The organism is Serratia sp. CY56464 (assembly GCF_052168435.1).
GTDB classification, from domain to species: Bacteria; Pseudomonadota; Gammaproteobacteria; order Enterobacterales; family Enterobacteriaceae; genus Serratia; species Serratia marcescens.
The window spans coordinates 167,535-182,258 of the sequence record NZ_JBJNMV010000007.1 but is presented as its reverse complement, the minus strand read 5'-3'; the positions used below and the strand labels follow the sequence as shown (position 1 = coordinate 182,258).

Sequence of the window (14,724 nt, the reverse complement as noted above, 5' to 3'; positions counted from 1 at the left end):
TTGTCGATAGCACGCTCTGGCTCTGGGATGTAGCTGTCCAGGGCTTCGGCCAGTTCGATGATTTTCGCTTCCCACTCAGCTTCGCCTTCCAGCGCTTTCAGCGCGGAACCGCGGATTACTGGCAGGTCGTCGCCTGGGAAGTCGTAAGCGGACAGCAGTTCGCGAACTTCCATTTCTACCAGTTCCAGCAGCTCTTCATCATCTACCATGTCGCATTTGTTCATGAATACGATGATGAAAGGAACGCCAACCTGACGACCCAGCAGGATGTGCTCACGAGTCTGAGGCATTGGGCCGTCAGTCGCAGCTACTACCAGGATCGCGCCGTCCATCTGAGCAGCACCGGTGATCATGTTTTTCACGTAGTCGGCGTGCCCTGGGCAGTCAACGTGCGCGTAGTGACGAGTCGGGGTGTCATATTCAACGTGAGAGGTGTTGATGGTGATACCACGAGCTTTTTCTTCTGGCGCGTTATCGATCTGGTCGAAAGCACGTGCAGAACCGCCGTAGGTTTTAGCCAGTACGGTGGTGATCGCTGCAGTCAGGGTAGTTTTACCGTGGTCAACGTGGCCGATAGTACCAACGTTAACGTGCGGTTTTGTACGTTCAAATTTTTCTTTAGACACGGCTATATTCCTTACTATAGCGCTCTCCCCTTCTGGAGAGAGCACGGGACTTTGGTTTTAACCCTGCGGCTTATTTGCCACGGGCTTCGATTACGGCCTGAGCGACGTTGTTCGGTGCATCATCATACTTCAGGAATTCCATGGTGTATGATGCGCGACCTTTAGTCAGAGAACGCAGCTGAGTTGCGTAGCCGAACATTTCGGACAACGGTACTTCAGCGTGGATCTTAACGCCAGTCACTTCAGATTCCTGACCGCGCAGCATGCCGCGACGACGGCTCAAGTCACCGATAACGTCACCGGTGTTCTCTTCTGGAGTCTCAACTTCAACCTTCATGATAGGCTCAAGCAGAACTGGTTTCGCTTTCTTAAAGCCTTCTTTAAAGGCGATAGACGCGGCCAGTTTAAACGCCAGTTCAGAGGAGTCAACGTCGTGGTAAGAACCGAAGTGCAGACGAATACCCATGTCTACTACCGGGTAACCAGCCAACGGACCAGACTTCAGCTGCTCCTGGATGCCTTTATCAACGGCAGGGATGTATTCGCCAGGAATTACACCACCTTTGATGTCGTTGATGAACTCGTAACCTTTCGGGTTAGAGCCCGGCTCCAGTGGGTACATGTCGATCACAACGTGACCGTACTGACCGCGACCACCAGACTGCTTGGCGTGCTTACCTTCAACATCGGTAATCTTCGCGCGAATCGCTTCGCGGTAAGCTACCTGAGGTTTGCCCACGTTAGCTTCAACGTTGAATTCACGCTTCATACGGTCAACGATGATGTCGAGGTGCAGTTCACCCATACCGGCGATGATGGTCTGGTTAGACTCTTCGTCAGTCCATACGCGGAATGACGGGTCTTCTTTAGCCAGACGGCCCAGAGCCAGACCCATTTTTTCTTGGTCAGCTTTGGTTTTTGGTTCAACGGCGATAGAGATTACCGGCTCAGGGAATTCCATACGCTCCAGGATGATTGGAGAGTCTGGATCACACAGGGTGTCCCCGGTGGTCACGTCTTTCAGACCGATCGCAGCGGCGATGTCGCCTGCGCGAACTTCTTTGATCTCTTCACGCTTGTTGGCGTGCATCTGAACGATACGGCCGAAACGCTCGCGCGCAGCCTTAACGGAGTTCAGCACGGTGTCGCCGGAGTTAACAACGCCGGAGTACACGCGGAAGAAGGTCAGGTTACCCACGAACGGGTCGGTAGCGATTTTGAACGCCAGCGCAGAGAACGGCTCGTCATCACTTGCGTGACGCTCAGCCGGAGTGTCTTTGCCATCGTCCAGGATACCGTTGATCGCAGGAACGTCAGTTGGTGCCGGCAGGTATTCGATTACCGCATCCAGCATCGCCTGTACGCCTTTGTTCTTGAACGCAGAACCACAAGTAACCAGGATGATTTCGTTGTTCAGCACGCGCTGACGCAGAGCGGATTTGATTTCTTCCTCGGTCAGCTCTTCGCCGCCCAGGTATTTTTCCATCAGCTCTTCGGAAGCTTCCGCAGCGGACTCGATCAGGTTCTGGCGCCATTCTTCAGCCAGATCCATCATGTCAGCCGGCACGTCTTCGTATTCGAAGGTTACGCCTGCGTCTTCTTCGTTCCAGTTGATCGCCTTCATCTTCACCAGGTCGATAACGCCGGTGAATTTGTCTTCTGCGCCGATAGCCAGCTGCAGAGGAACAGGGTTGGCGCCCAGACGAGATTTGATCTGGCCAACAACTTTCAGGAAGTTAGCGCCCATGCGGTCCATTTTGTTAACGAACGCGATACGTGGCACTTTGTATTTGTTAGCCTGACGCCATACGGTCTCAGACTGTGGCTGAACACCACCAACAGCACAGTAAACCATTACCGCGCCATCCAGCACACGCATGGAACGTTCTACTTCGATGGTGAAGTCAACGTGCCCTGGGGTGTCGATGATGTTTACGCGATGCGGTTCGAACTGCTTGGCCATACCAGACCAGAAGGCAGTAGTCGCTGCAGAAGTAATGGTAATACCACGCTCCTGCTCCTGTTCCATCCAGTCCATGGTGGCAGCGCCGTCATGAACTTCACCGATTTTGTGGTTTACACCGGTGTAGAACAGAATACGTTCGGTAGTGGTGGTTTTACCGGCGTCGATGTGAGCACTGATACCGATGTTACGGTAGCGTGCAATGGGTGTTGTACGAGCCATTTGATTCCTCTATTCCTAGGGCGTTCAAGTTCAGTTAACCCAAGCGGGCCGATTTGACGCGCCCGCTTGGTTAGCATGACTACAGCCGGGTGATTACCAGCGGTAGTGGGCGAACGCCTTGTTGGCTTCGGCCATACGGTGAACGTCTTCACGCTTCTTAACAGCAGAACCTTTGTTCTCTGCTGCGTCAGACAGCTCGTTCGCCAGGCGCAGAGCCATGGATTTATCACCGCGTTTACGTGCAGCATCAACGATCCAACGCATTGCCAGAGCATTACGACGAACCGGGCGGACTTCAACTGGTACCTGATAAGTAGAACCGCCAACGCGACGCGACTTAACTTCTACAGTCGGGCGAACGTTGTCGAGAGCGACTTCGAAAGCTTCCAGGTGATCTTTACCAGAACGCTGAGCCAGGGTCTCCAGCGCGGTATAGACGATTGCTTCTGCAGTAGATTTTTTACCGTCTACCATCAGGATATTTACAAATTTGGCCAGCAGCTCAGATCCGAACTTAGGATCTGGCAGGATTTTACGTTGGCCGATTACGCGACGACGTGGCATGGAAATACTCCGTTGTTAATTCAGGATTGTCCAAAACTCTACGAGTTTATTTTGACATTAAAGTTAAAACGTTTGGCCTTACTTAACGGAGAACCATTAAGCCTTTGGCTTCTTCACGCCGTACTTGGAACGAGCTTGCTTACGGTCTTTAACACCGGAGCAGTCAAGTGCACCACGGACGGTGTGGTAACGCACACCTGGCAAGTCTTTTACACGACCGCCACGGATCAGGATTACGGAGTGTTCCTGCAGGTTGTGGCCTTCGCCACCGATGTAGGAAGTCACTTCGAAACCGTTGGTCAAACGCACACGGCAAACTTTACGCAGTGCGGAGTTTGGTTTTTTCGGGGTAGTGGTGTATACGCGGGTGCATACGCCACGTTTCTGCGGGCAGGCTTCCAGCGCTGGAACGTTGCTTTTAGCAGCCTTCACAGAGCGTGGTTTGCGAACCAGCTGGTTAATTGTTGCCATTAAAAAAGCTCCTGGTTTTTGCTTCGTACTAGCTTCGTAAACATGTGATAAATCCCCTCGTATGCACTATTGGCAAAGTACGAGGACGCAGAATTTTAGGGCTGACCAGTATGGGTGTCAAGAAATATACAACATCACTCTCATTACCAGGCCATTTGGCTGCGGTGTTGTTCGGTTAATTCAACGAAGTGATTATAGCCGACGACAGTGATTTTGTGCGAAAAATGACCAACCAATCCCCGAGCTTCCAGGTCGTCCTGCAACGCATAAAGGGATATGGGGGCGGCGAGCAGCAATTCAAGATGGGCGCTGCCGGCAAGGCCTGCAAGCACGCCGTCCTGCAACAGCAGCAGCGCGTCGCCCTCCGCCGTCAGGCGCAGCAGCGCAGGTAAGTCACATTGGTTTGGCGAATGGCTCAGGGTATACAGCATCAGAGGATCCTAAAACGTCATCACGGCGTCGTAGCCGGCAAGCTCGCGGCGCAGTTCGTCCGGCGCCAGTACTTCAGCATCCAGCACCCAATCGTTCACCTGGCTCAATCCGCGTTCCTGCAGTGAAGCCTGGCACAGATAGCACCGCTCCACGTCATACAGCGGCAGCACGCCGAAGGTGGCAATGTAATTGCGCGCCAAAATCTTTTCCGGTTGCTGGCCCGGCAACAGCTGCAATACGCCATCGCCGACAAAAAACACCCCCACATCTTCACTGAGCGCCGACGTGGCGAGCAGCGCATCCAGCCCTTCCCTGCCGCTGGCGCCGCCGTGCGGCCCATGGGTGAAAACAAAAGCGACTCGTTTCATCCTATCCTCAGAACTGTACCAGACGGTCGCAACTTAGCGACGCTTCGGCCAGGGAACCCAGCCCGCTCAGGGTAAAACCGGGCTGCAGGTTGGCGCTTGCCAGCCCCTGCTGCGCCGCCTCCCGCTCGTCGGTGACGCCGCGGCGCAACGCGGCGGCCACGCAGACGTTGAGCGCCACGCCGTGTTGCTGAGCCAGCTGCGCCCAACCGCGCACCAGGTCGAACTCATCGCTGGCGGGCGCGGTCAGCTGGTTGGCGTTCAACACCCCTTCACGGTAGAAAAAGACGCTGGAAAGCCGGTGCCCTTTCGCCAGCAGGGCCAGCGCGAACTGATAGGCGCTGCTGGCCTGCTGCGTGCCGTAAGCCGGGCCGGTGACCAACAGACAATAATCGAGCATCAACGGTCGCTTCCCAACAGATCGCCGCTCTTGAACTGGCGGATGTACAAATACACGGTGTGTTTGGAGATATTCAGGCGATCCGCCACCTGATTGATCGCATCCTTGATGTCGAAGATGCCTTTCTCATAGAGGTTGAGCACTACCTGGCGGTTCTTGGCATTATTGGATACCGAGCGATCGGCATTCACCTCTTCGATGGTGAACTCCAGCGTCTGCGCCACCAGATCGTCGACTGAAGACGCGAAATTCACCGACGACGGCACGTCCTGCGTGGCCGGCGGCATAAAGGTCTGCATGATCTGCGAGAACGGCACATCGAGGTTCATGTTGATGCACAACAAACCGATTACCCGCTGTTCGCGATTGCGAATGGCGATGGTCACCGACTTCATCAGCACGCCGCTCTTGGCACGGGTGAAGTAGGCTTTCGACACGCTGCTGTCGTCGCCGGCCATGTCGTGCAGCATGCGCAGCGCCAGGTCGGTGATCGGCGAACCGATTTTACGCCCGGTATGTTCCCCGTTGGCGATGCGCACCGCTGAGCTGTTCAGATCTTCCAGCGCGTGCAATACGATCTCGCAGTGGCCGCCGATCAACATCGCCAGCCCATCGACCACCGCTTCATAGGATTTCAGGATTTCATGATCCGTTTGAGTAAACGGACGTTCATTCAGCAAATCAAGTTCGCTGGCTTCGCTGGATAAAAGCGAATTCGACATCGAAGATACCACCCTCATAGATCGCCTGTGCCAGGGGGCGCAGCTAAAACCGCTCGGACCGGATCGCTGCCGTCGTCGGCACGCCGCAGCGCGGCTGGCTGAGAGCAGCATAAACGGCACGATGACATCCGCGGGCGAGGCGGCCGGGAACAATTTTAGGTACACGCCCTAAGGGGCAGACGCATGACTGATAAGTCAGAATTATTAGTCTAGCAAAGCGGCCGGAGCAAAGTCCTTGCGTTTGCGCGTGGTATTGACGTTAAGCCCGATGCCCGGCAGGCGTCAAGCGTTCAATGGAGAGAGAGGCGGCGGCGGCCGAAATGAAAACCGCCGCGGAGGGCATCCGCGGCGGTGGCAAACAGAGCGACGAGATTATTTCGCTTTGGCGTCTGCTTTCGCGTCAGCCGGTTTTTCGGCTTTAGCGTCGGCTTTCGGCGCCGCTTTCACGTCCAGCAGCTCAACGTCGAACACCAGCGTGGAGTTAGCCGGGATGCCCGGAACGCCGGTTTTGCCGTAGGCCAATGCCGGCGGGATCACCAGCTTGATTTTGCCGCCTTTCTTGATGTGCTTCAGGCCTTCGGTCCAGCCAGGGATCACGCCGTCCAGACGGAACGACAGCGGCTCGCCGCGGGTGTAGGAGTTATCGAACTCGGTACCGTCGGTCAGGGTGCCCTTGTAGTTTACTACCACGGTGTCGCTGTCTTTCGGCGCTTCACCCGCGCCCGGTTTCTCTACCTGGTACAGCAGGCCGGATTCGGTTTTCTTCACGCCCTTTTCTTTAGCGAAGCTGTCGCGGTACTTGGCGCCTTTGGTTTCGTTGTCCTTGGCGTCCTGTTCCATCTTCGCCTGAGCGGAAGCCTTCACGCGCGCTTCGAAGCCCTGCAGGGTCTTCTCGATGTCGGCGTCATTCAGCTTGCTCTTGTTGGCGAACGCGTCCTGAACGCCGGCGATCAGCTGATCTTTGTCCAGCTTGATGCCCAGCTTCTCTTGCTCTTTCAGAGAGTTGTCCATGTAGCGGCCGAGAGACGCACCCAGTGCGTAAGCGGCTTGCTCGTCGTCGTTTTTGAACTTGCCGGTGCTCGGTGCTGCCGCCGCGTCCGCTGGTTTAGCGGCTTCTGCCGGTTTGGCGGCATCGGCTGCCATGACCTGGGTCGCATTCAGAGCAAAAGCCATGGTGGTTGCCAGAAGCGTGACTTTAAACAAAGATTTCATCCATTTCTCCAGTGTCTGAAGCAATGCCCCAAACAATCATTAGGTAAGATAACCGGGCTACTATAGCTGCCTGAAACAAAACAAAACAGTCGCACAGGTAACCAATCGAGTCAAAGTGTGACTCCCGCTTTGCCAAGAAGTTTCCCCCTGCGTGCTACTCGCATGATAAATCAGATTTTTCTTGCAGAATATTCGGCGAGGTTAGCAAAAAACGGCGTATCGGGCGTGCAACTTTTCAGCACTTTACACTGCCGATCGCAACGTTGCGCGCCGCCTGGAGAAATAGCGCGAGCAAACCCGGCGTCAGCTGTTACCATAGCGCCGAATCAGGATTTTATCGCGTCAGAGGTAGCCTCATGCACAACGCCGACATTCAACGCCTGCTACAGCGGCTTGAAGAACTGGAGAGCCGTCAGGCCTTCCAAGAGCTCACCATCGAAGAGCTCAACCAGACCGTCATCCAGCATCAAATGGAAATGCTGAAGATGCGCAAACACCTGCGCATGTTGACCGACAAGCTGCGCTCGACCCAAACCTCAATGATCGCCTCGCAATCGGAAGAAACCCCTCCGCCGCACTATTGAGGGCCCGCTGTACGGTTATTTCAGGCGTGCCAGCCCTTCGACGGCACGCTCGAGATACCGGCGCGGGCACCCCAGGTTGATGCGGATAAAACCGCTCCCCTGCGGGCCGAAACCGCTGCCCATCGACGGCGCCAGCTTCACCACCGCCACCAGCGCCTGCTGTAAGTCAGCATCGTTCAAACCCAGTGCACGGCAATCCAGCCAGGCGAGATAGGTCCCTTCAGCCTGGGTCATCGAGCACCAGGGCGCGGCGGCCGCCAGCGCCCGCTCAAACCAACGCCGATTCTCCGCCAGGTAGCCGAGCAGCTCATCAAGCCAGGCAGCGCCCCGTTGATAGGCCGCGGTCGCCGCCGTCATCGACAGCGCGTTGAATACATCCAGCCCGTGGGCGTTCAGCCGATCGATAAACCCCTGCCGCAGCCGGGCGTTGGGGATCAGGAAATTCGAAATGCGCAGCGAGGAAAGGCCGAAGGTTTTGCTGGCGGACGTCGCCGCAATCGCTCGCTCGCGATATTTCTCGTCCAGGTGCAACACCGACGTAAACGTCTCGCCGGGCAGCAGCAGATCGGCCCAAATTTCATCGGAGATCACCGTGACGTCGTGGGCATGGCAAAGCGCCATGAGCCGCTCCAGTTCATCGCGGCGCCAGCAACGGCCTGTCGGATTGTGCGGATTGCACAGCAACAACAGCGGCGGTTTACGCTGCGCCAGACAGGCAGCCAACTGGTCGAAATCGATCCGATATCCCTGCGGAGTTTCCAACAGAGGATTCTCAAGCACCTCTCGGCCGTTCATGGTGACTATCTTGGCGAACGAGCCATAATACGGCCCCTGCACCACCACGCCGTCCCCCGGCTTGCTGAGCAGTTGGATCAGCATCGCCAATCCGGGCACCACCCCTTCAATCGACGTAAACCACTCGCGCCGCAGCGGCAAGTCGTGCCGCTTGGCGAACCAGTCGATCGCCGCCTGATAGTAGGCGTCGTCGCGTTCGCTGTAGCCAAAGACGCCGTGCTCCACCCGCTGATGCAGCGCCTGTTGCACCTCTGGCGGACATGGAAAATCGAAATCGGACACCCACATCGGCAACAGTTCGCTGCCATCCAGTTGCAGATAGCGGTCGATGAAGTCCCACTTCACGGAGCTGGTGTTGTGGCGATCGATGATGGCGTTGAAATGACTCGTCATGTCAGGCTTCCTTACGCTGCAAGTCGTTCTGAGGTTGAAGTTTGGCGATACCGAAGCCGGTGAACCCATAAATCAGGGCGAACACCACCGCGGCATAACATTGGATCGCCCACGGCAGCAGATCGAGCGTGCTGACTCCCAGCGTGGTCGCCATGTAAATACCGGCGGCCGTCCACGGGATCAGCGGCTCGATAACGGTGCCCGCATCTTCGACGGTGCGCGACAGGTTTTTGTTGTCCAGCCCCATGCGTCGATAGGCGCCTTTGAACAGCTCCGCCGGGATCAGCAGCGCCAGCTTGCCGTCACTGGTCGCGCCGGTCACCAGGATGGTGGTGGCAACGGTAGCGGCGATCAGTTGACCGGTGGTGTGCACCACTTTCAGCAGCCGGCTGATGATCACCGTCAGCGCGCCGGTCAGCGTCAAGGCGCCGGCGAAGGAAAAGGCGCAGAACACCAGCAGGATCGTACTCATCATCGAGAACATGCCGCCGCGGTTCAGCAGGCGCGGCACATCGGCGACAATCCCTTCGACGTTATGGCCCTGGCTGGCGAACATCGACAGATTGAAACCGTCCATCAACGCATTCAGCCCCTGTTGCAGGCTAAAACCCTGCAGCGCGACGCCGATGGCGATCGCCAGCGCGCAGGCGGCCAGCATGACGGGGATCACCGGCCGTTTAGTCACCGCGCCCCACAGCACCAGCACCGGCGGCAGGATCAACAGCAGATTGAAATGGTACAACCCCTCAAGCGCGCTGACGATTTCGGTCACTTTTTCCGGCGTTGCCACGCTGCCCACCGCGCCGGTGTGGCCGGCGATCAGGTACACCACGGCGGCCAGGATGAAGCTCGGCAGCGTCGTGTACATCAGATGCTGGATATGGCTGTAGAGATCGGTATCCGCGACGATAGCCGCGAAGTTCGTCGAATCGGACAACGGCGAAATTTTGTCGCCGAAGTAGGCGCCGGACACCACTGCCCCGGCCGCGGCGGCCAGCGGCACGTCCAGACCGGCGGCCACGCCCATCAGCGCCACGCCCACGGTGCCGGCCGCCCCCCACGAGGTGCCGGTGCACACCGAGATCACGCTGGTGATGAAGAACGCGGCGATCAGAATGTATTGCGGGCTAATCAGCTTCAGCCCCCAATACACCATGTAAGGGATTGTGCCGCTGATCATCCAGGTGCCGATCAGGCCGCCCACGCAGATCAGGATCATGATCACCGGCATCGCCTTAGCCAGCTTGGCCACGATGGCCTCGATGATGTCATCCCAGCGGTAGCCTTGCCACCAGGCCAACGCGGCAGCGATGGCGGCGGAAACCAGCAACAGCGGTTCAATGCGCAGGCCAAACTGGCCATAGCCGATGATGAGCAGCAACAGCATGGCCACAATCGGCAGCGTCGCCAGCCCAAGGTTGAGCGTTTTCTTATTATCCATATACGGCTCCTGTTGAAGAGGGGGTACTGCAACAGCGTAATGGCTTCGGTAATCGGAGGATGTGAGCGCAGGCCACTGGCCATGTAATCGGTTTCATGAGATGGCGTTATGTGAACCGCCTCTCATTCGCCGCGCTTGCTTTGCTCAGGCCTCTCACCATCGGCGACGGAGTCCCGCAGGATAAGTTCGGCCGAAAAGCGGTTGTTCTGCGGCGCGACGTCGCTGCCGCTGTGGATTTGTAGCGCCAGACGCGCGGCACGTCGGGCCATTTTCTCTATGGGGTAATGCACGGTGGTCAACGCGGGGTGGAGGTATTTCGCCAGGGCAATGTCGTCAAAACCGACGATCGACAGCGCTTCAGGCAACGGAACTTGCCGTTGGTGGCAGGTGCGCATCATGCCGGCGGCCATCACGTCGTTGAACGTCACTGCGGCGGTGAAGCGTTGGTCGCTGGCCAGCACGCGCTCGGCCGCCAGTTCGCCCCCTCTTTCATTAAAGGGCACGCTGATGATCCAGCTGCCGGGCACCTCAATGCCGCCGGCGGCCATGGCCTGGCGGTAACCCGCTAACCGCTGCGCGCGGTCGTCGATCGGCAGATCCGTCGTCACGCAGGCGATTCTCCGATGCCCCTGACGAATGAGCAGCTTGGTCGCCGCCTGCGCCGCCTTGGCATTGTCGAGCCAAATACAACGATTGGCGATGGCCGGCAGGTAGCGATTGATCAGCACCAGCGCGGGCGTGTGGGCGGCGTAGCGCAGCAGCTCCTCTTCTCCCATGCGCGTGACGTGCGCCACAATGGCTTCGCATCCCTGATTGATGAGAAAGTCGAGGCCGCTTTTTTCCAGTTCGGCCTGATGCCCGCCGCTGCACAACATCAAACGCACGCCGGCCTGCCGCGTGATGTCTTCCACGCCCCGCGCCAGGCGTGAGAAAAACGGATCGTCGAGGTTGCCGGTCAGCAACCCCAGCATATTGCCGCTTCTTTTCGCCAGCGCCAGCGCGGCGGCGTTGCGGTGGTAGTTAAACTCGCGCATCGCTTTCTCGACGCGTTCGCGGGTCACCGGTTCAACGTAGGCGGTATTATTGATCACCCGGCTGACGGTGGCCGTGGAAACGCTGGCGCGGCGCGCAACGTCTTTCATGGTGGCCATGGCATGTCCTGTTGTGCCGTTCGGCGCCTGGTGCGCCGCGCATAAAAAAGGGCAGCCAATGGCCGCCCTCTTGTCTCGGGATTGCGTTCTGCTTAGTGGCAGCCGCAACCGCCGTTACCGCAACCGCCTTTACCGTGGTCGTGACCATGGTCGTGATCGTGGCTGTGGCCATGACCGCCGCAGCAGCCTTCACCGTGCTCGTGGTGATGGTCGTGCTCGCCGTGTACGTGACCGTGCGCCAGCTCTTCTGCGGTCGCTTCGCGGATCGCGACAACTTCCACGTTGAAGTTCAGGTTTTGGCCGGCCAGCATGTGGTTGCCGTCAACCACCACGTGGTCACCGTCAACTTCGGTGATTTCAACCGGTACCGGGCCCTGATCGGTGTCAGCCAGGAAACGCATGCCGACCTGCAGTTCGTCAACGCCCATGAAGACGTCTTTCGGTACGCGCTGCACCAGGTTTTCGTCGTAGTTGCCGTACGCGTCGTTCGCGCCGACGTGAACGTCAAAACGATCGCCAACGTCGTGGCCTTCGAGCGCTTTTTCCAGACCTGCGATCAGAGAACCATGCCCGTGCAGATAGTCCAGCGGTGCGCTCACCGGAGACTCATCAACCAAAACACCGTCTTCTGTACGTACTTGGTAAGCCAGGCTGACCACCAAGTCTTTTGCTACTTTCATGATATCTCCTACCGTTGGCTACTAGGACGCGCACCGTTATCGGGATGCGCGCCTTTTCCGGACAGATTGTAACGGAAATCTGCCTCGCTGTACCCTCCGGGATAAAAAAACGCTACTTCGGCTGGAAAATGCCGATCACCTGCTCTTGCGGGCGAACGTGTTTTTCCACCTGTTGTTCGGTCTGGCGCTGATGGTGGCCGCACTTGACGCACTCCACCACTTCCACCTGATTCTCCCGCCATACCGCCAACGTATCCATAGCGCTACAGCTCGGGCACACCGCCCCGGCGATAAATCTCTTACGTGTTGCAGACATCGTTATGCTCCCGCTTATTCGTATTCGTCCCAGCCGTCGAACTGGCGACTTTCTTTTTGCATTTCGCGATGGAACAGCTCTTCCAGCTCGCGCCGCGCCTCTTTCACGCGGGAAATTTGCGCCACGTCGCCCTGATGCGGCGGCATCAGTTCACGCAGCATGCGCATATCCAAGCGGCGGAAATGCTGCTGGGCGCGGAAGGCCTGATGCGGGTGCATGCCCAACTCCATCAACGCCTTGCGCCCCAGTTCCAGCGCGCTGGAGAAGGTTTCGCGGCTGAACTGTTTCACGCCCGCCTGCAGCAGCTCATGCGCCTCCACGCGGCCGCGTGCCCGCGCCAGAATGCTCAGATTCGGGAAGTGCTGTTGGCACAACCGCACGATCTCCATGGTGTCTTCCGGCTCATTGCAGGTGATCACGATCGACTTGGCCTTTTCGGCGCCCGCCGCGCGCAACAGCTCCAGCTCGGTGGCGTCGCCGTAATAAACCTGATATCCGTAACGCCGCAGCACACCGACGGCGCTGACATCGCGTTCCAGTACGGTAATGCGCATTTTGTTGGCCATCAACAGGCGGCCGATCACCTGGCCGAAACGCCCGAAGCCAACGATGATCACCTGCGGATCGTCGTCCTCTACGTACGGCGTCTCCTCGTCTTCGCCTTTGGCGTTGTAGCGGCGCGCCAAAATGCGGTCGATGGCCTGCATGAGTAGCGGCGTGGTCATCATCGACAGCGTCACCACCACCAGCAGCAAAGAGAGTTGATCCGGCTGCAGCACCTTTTGCGCGCCCGCCGCAGAAAACAGCACGAAGGCAAACTCGCCGCCCTGGCTGAGCACGCCGGCAAACTGCAGGCGCACCGAACTACGCAGGCCGAACAGCCGCGACACCCCGTAGAGCACGCCGGATTTGACCGCCACCAGCGCCAACACGCCGATCAACACCTCGGCCAGATGGGTGTAGAGCACGCCGATATTCAACACCATGCCCACCGAGATAAAGAACAGTCCCAGCAGCAGCCCTTTAAACGGCTCGATGGAGATCTCCAGTTCGTGGCGGTATTCGCTCTCCGCCAGCAGCACGCCGGCAATGAAGGTGCCGAGCGCCATCGACAGGCCAAGCGTCTCCATAAACAGCGCCGAGCCGAGCACCAGCAACAGCGCCGCGGCAGTGAAGATCTCGCGCACGCCGGAAGCGGCGATATAGCGGAACAGCGGCCGCAGCAGGAAGCGGCCGCCGATCAGCATGCCGCCGAACGCCGCCACCTTGAGCGCGATCTTCGCCCAGTCGTCGCTGGTGCCGCCAGCGCCGGCCAGAATGGGGATCAACGCCAGCGCCGGGATCACCGCCATATCCTGGAACAGCAGCACCGAGAAACCCAGCTGCCCGCCTTCGTTGCGATTCATGCCCTTTTCGCGCATCAGCTGCAGCGCCATGGCGGTGGAAGACATCGCCAGGCCGATACCGCCGATCACCGCCGCCTGCCAGGCGAAGTGCGTCAGGTACAGCAGCGCGCCCAGCACCGCCGCGGTGATCAACACCTGGCCGGCGCCGGCGCCGAAAATCGAGCGCCGCAGCTCCCACAGCTTGCTGGGATTCAGCTCCAGGCCGATGATGAACATCAGGAATACCACGCCCAACTCGGAGAAGTGCAGGATCTCGTCGACGTCGCGAATGAAGCCCAACCCCCACGGGCCGATGGCGATGCCGGCGATCAGATAGCCCAGCACCGCGCCAATCCCCAGACGACGGGCGATCGGCACCGTCACCACCGCGGCGAACAGGAACAGCAAAATGGCGGTCAGTAAGGTCGATCCTTCCATGATCACCGCCCTCCATGCGGCAGCGGGTGGCTCAGCCACTCCCCGTAGGCGTCCGCGTGGCTGCGCAGCACCTCCGGCTTTTGCCGCCGCGCCCAATAGACCACGAACGGCGTCAACCAGTGCATATGGCACATCCCGGCGGTCAGCTCGAACGGCCGCAGGATATCTTCCATCGGATAGTGGTTATAACCGCCGGTGCGGTAGGCGCCTTCCGGCTCGCCGGTGGTGATCACCGAGCGCCAGTATTTGCCCGCCAGCGCATTGCCGCCCACGCCGCTGGCGAAGCCGCGCGCCAGCACGCGATCCAGCCACTCCTTCAGCAGCGCCGGGCAGCTGTAGGTGTACAGAGGGTGCTGAAACACGATGACCTGATGCTCACGCAGCAGCTGTTGTTCGTGATGGATATCGATAAAAAAATCAGGATAGTGCGCGTAGAGATCGTGCACGGTGACATGTTCCAACTGCTGCGCCGGTCGAAGCAAAACCCGGTTCGCCACCGAGTCATGAGATTCCGGATGGGCATACAGCAGCAAGACCTTGGGCGGCTGCGACATCATTCCCCTC

17 protein-coding genes are annotated in these 14,724 nt (G+C 58.4%); 1 reads left to right on the top strand and 16 read right to left on the bottom strand.

The genetic code is table 11. From position 1 onward, the window contains the following. The 9 genes from ACJ8KE_RS22545 to fkpA all read right to left on the bottom strand — a co-directional run. Positions 1-626: GTP-binding protein (locus ACJ8KE_RS22545; protein WP_305179645.1), on the bottom strand; the 626-nt coding region annotated here is incomplete at its 3' end. A 70-nt stretch (positions 627-696) separates the two neighbouring features. Beyond that, positions 697-2,811, bottom strand: coding sequence for an elongation factor G (gene fusA / locus ACJ8KE_RS22540; protein WP_028127620.1), 2,115 nt, complete (start codon positions 2,809-2,811; stop codon positions 697-699). A gap of 93 nt (positions 2,812-2,904) precedes the next feature. Next, entirely contained in the window at positions 2,905-3,375 is a 471-nt protein-coding gene (rpsG, locus tag ACJ8KE_RS22535) for a 30S ribosomal protein S7 (RefSeq protein WP_004956203.1), read from the bottom strand. A gap of 96 nt (positions 3,376-3,471) precedes the next feature. Further along, complete coding sequence (gene rpsL / locus ACJ8KE_RS22530) at positions 3,472-3,846, bottom strand: 30S ribosomal protein S12 (RefSeq protein ID WP_004930426.1); 375 nt, start codon at positions 3,844-3,846, stop codon at positions 3,472-3,474. A 143-nt stretch (positions 3,847-3,989) separates the two neighbouring features. Continuing rightward, complete coding sequence (tusB, locus tag ACJ8KE_RS22525; protein ID WP_019456119.1) at positions 3,990-4,277, bottom strand: sulfurtransferase complex subunit TusB; 288 nt, start codon at positions 4,275-4,277, stop codon at positions 3,990-3,992. 9 nt (positions 4,278-4,286) lie between these two features. Next, a complete protein-coding gene (tusC, locus tag ACJ8KE_RS22520; RefSeq protein WP_016930328.1) occupies positions 4,287-4,646 on the bottom strand; it encodes a sulfurtransferase complex subunit TusC in 360 nt (119 codons plus the stop codon). A gap of 7 nt (positions 4,647-4,653) precedes the next feature. Next, positions 4,654-5,043 (bottom strand): sulfurtransferase complex subunit TusD, encoded by a 390-nt coding sequence (tusD, locus tag ACJ8KE_RS22515; RefSeq protein ID WP_016930329.1) that lies wholly within the window; start codon positions 5,041-5,043, stop codon positions 4,654-4,656. Beyond that, positions 5,043-5,765 (bottom strand): helix-turn-helix transcriptional regulator, encoded by a 723-nt coding sequence (locus tag ACJ8KE_RS22510; RefSeq protein WP_004930418.1) that lies wholly within the window; start codon positions 5,763-5,765, stop codon positions 5,043-5,045. Before ACJ8KE_RS22510 ends, tusD begins: the two co-directional genes overlap by 1 nt. 372 nt (positions 5,766-6,137) lie before the next feature. Continuing rightward, positions 6,138-6,977, bottom strand: a complete 840-nt coding sequence (gene fkpA / locus ACJ8KE_RS22505) for an FKBP-type peptidyl-prolyl cis-trans isomerase (RefSeq protein ID WP_016930330.1) — start codon at positions 6,975-6,977, stop codon at positions 6,138-6,140. A gap of 356 nt (positions 6,978-7,333) precedes the next feature. Here fkpA and ACJ8KE_RS22500 point away from each other — a divergent pair, with 356 nt between their 5' ends. Continuing rightward, complete coding sequence (locus ACJ8KE_RS22500; RefSeq protein ID WP_442517376.1) at positions 7,334-7,561, top strand: SlyX family protein; 228 nt, start codon at positions 7,334-7,336, stop codon at positions 7,559-7,561. 15 nt (positions 7,562-7,576) lie between these two features. Here ACJ8KE_RS22500 and ACJ8KE_RS22495 read toward each other — a convergent pair whose 3' ends face one another. The 7 genes from ACJ8KE_RS22495 to kefG all read right to left on the bottom strand — a co-directional run bounded on the left by ACJ8KE_RS22495 (position 7,577) and on the right by kefG (position 14,714). After that, positions 7,577-8,749: a MalY/PatB family protein gene (locus ACJ8KE_RS22495; protein WP_306376984.1), complete on the bottom strand. Its 1,173-nt coding sequence runs from the start codon at positions 8,747-8,749 to the stop codon at positions 7,577-7,579. Position 8,750: 1 nt separating this feature from the next. After that, positions 8,751-10,190, bottom strand: a complete 1,440-nt coding sequence (gene nhaC, locus ACJ8KE_RS22490) for a Na+/H+ antiporter NhaC (RefSeq protein ID WP_016930332.1) — start codon at positions 10,188-10,190, stop codon at positions 8,751-8,753. 122 nt (positions 10,191-10,312) lie between these two features. Beyond that, the gene (locus tag ACJ8KE_RS22485) at positions 10,313-11,341 is read right to left on the bottom strand and encodes a LacI family DNA-binding transcriptional regulator (protein WP_079452454.1); all 1,029 of its coding nucleotides are present in this window, start codon (positions 11,339-11,341) and stop codon (positions 10,313-10,315) included. Positions 11,342-11,433: 92 nt separating this feature from the next. Further along, positions 11,434-12,021 carry a peptidylprolyl isomerase gene (gene slyD, locus ACJ8KE_RS22480; RefSeq protein WP_004930407.1) on the bottom strand — a complete coding sequence of 196 codons (588 nt, stop codon included), beginning with the start codon at positions 12,019-12,021 and terminating at the stop codon, positions 11,434-11,436. A 112-nt stretch (positions 12,022-12,133) separates the two neighbouring features. Beyond that, positions 12,134-12,337 carry a YheV family putative zinc ribbon protein gene (locus ACJ8KE_RS22475; protein WP_079452453.1) on the bottom strand — a complete coding sequence of 68 codons (204 nt, stop codon included), beginning with the start codon at positions 12,335-12,337 and terminating at the stop codon, positions 12,134-12,136. A 14-nt stretch (positions 12,338-12,351) separates the two neighbouring features. Continuing rightward, positions 12,352-14,160 carry a glutathione-regulated potassium-efflux system protein KefB gene (gene kefB / locus ACJ8KE_RS22470; protein WP_015379275.1) on the bottom strand — a complete coding sequence of 603 codons (1,809 nt, stop codon included), beginning with the start codon at positions 14,158-14,160 and terminating at the stop codon, positions 12,352-12,354. A 2-nt stretch (positions 14,161-14,162) separates the two neighbouring features. Next, positions 14,163-14,714 (bottom strand): glutathione-regulated potassium-efflux system ancillary protein KefG, encoded by a 552-nt coding sequence (gene kefG / locus ACJ8KE_RS22465; RefSeq protein WP_028127618.1) that lies wholly within the window; start codon positions 14,712-14,714, stop codon positions 14,163-14,165. Between the last annotated feature and the right edge of the window lie 10 nt (positions 14,715-14,724).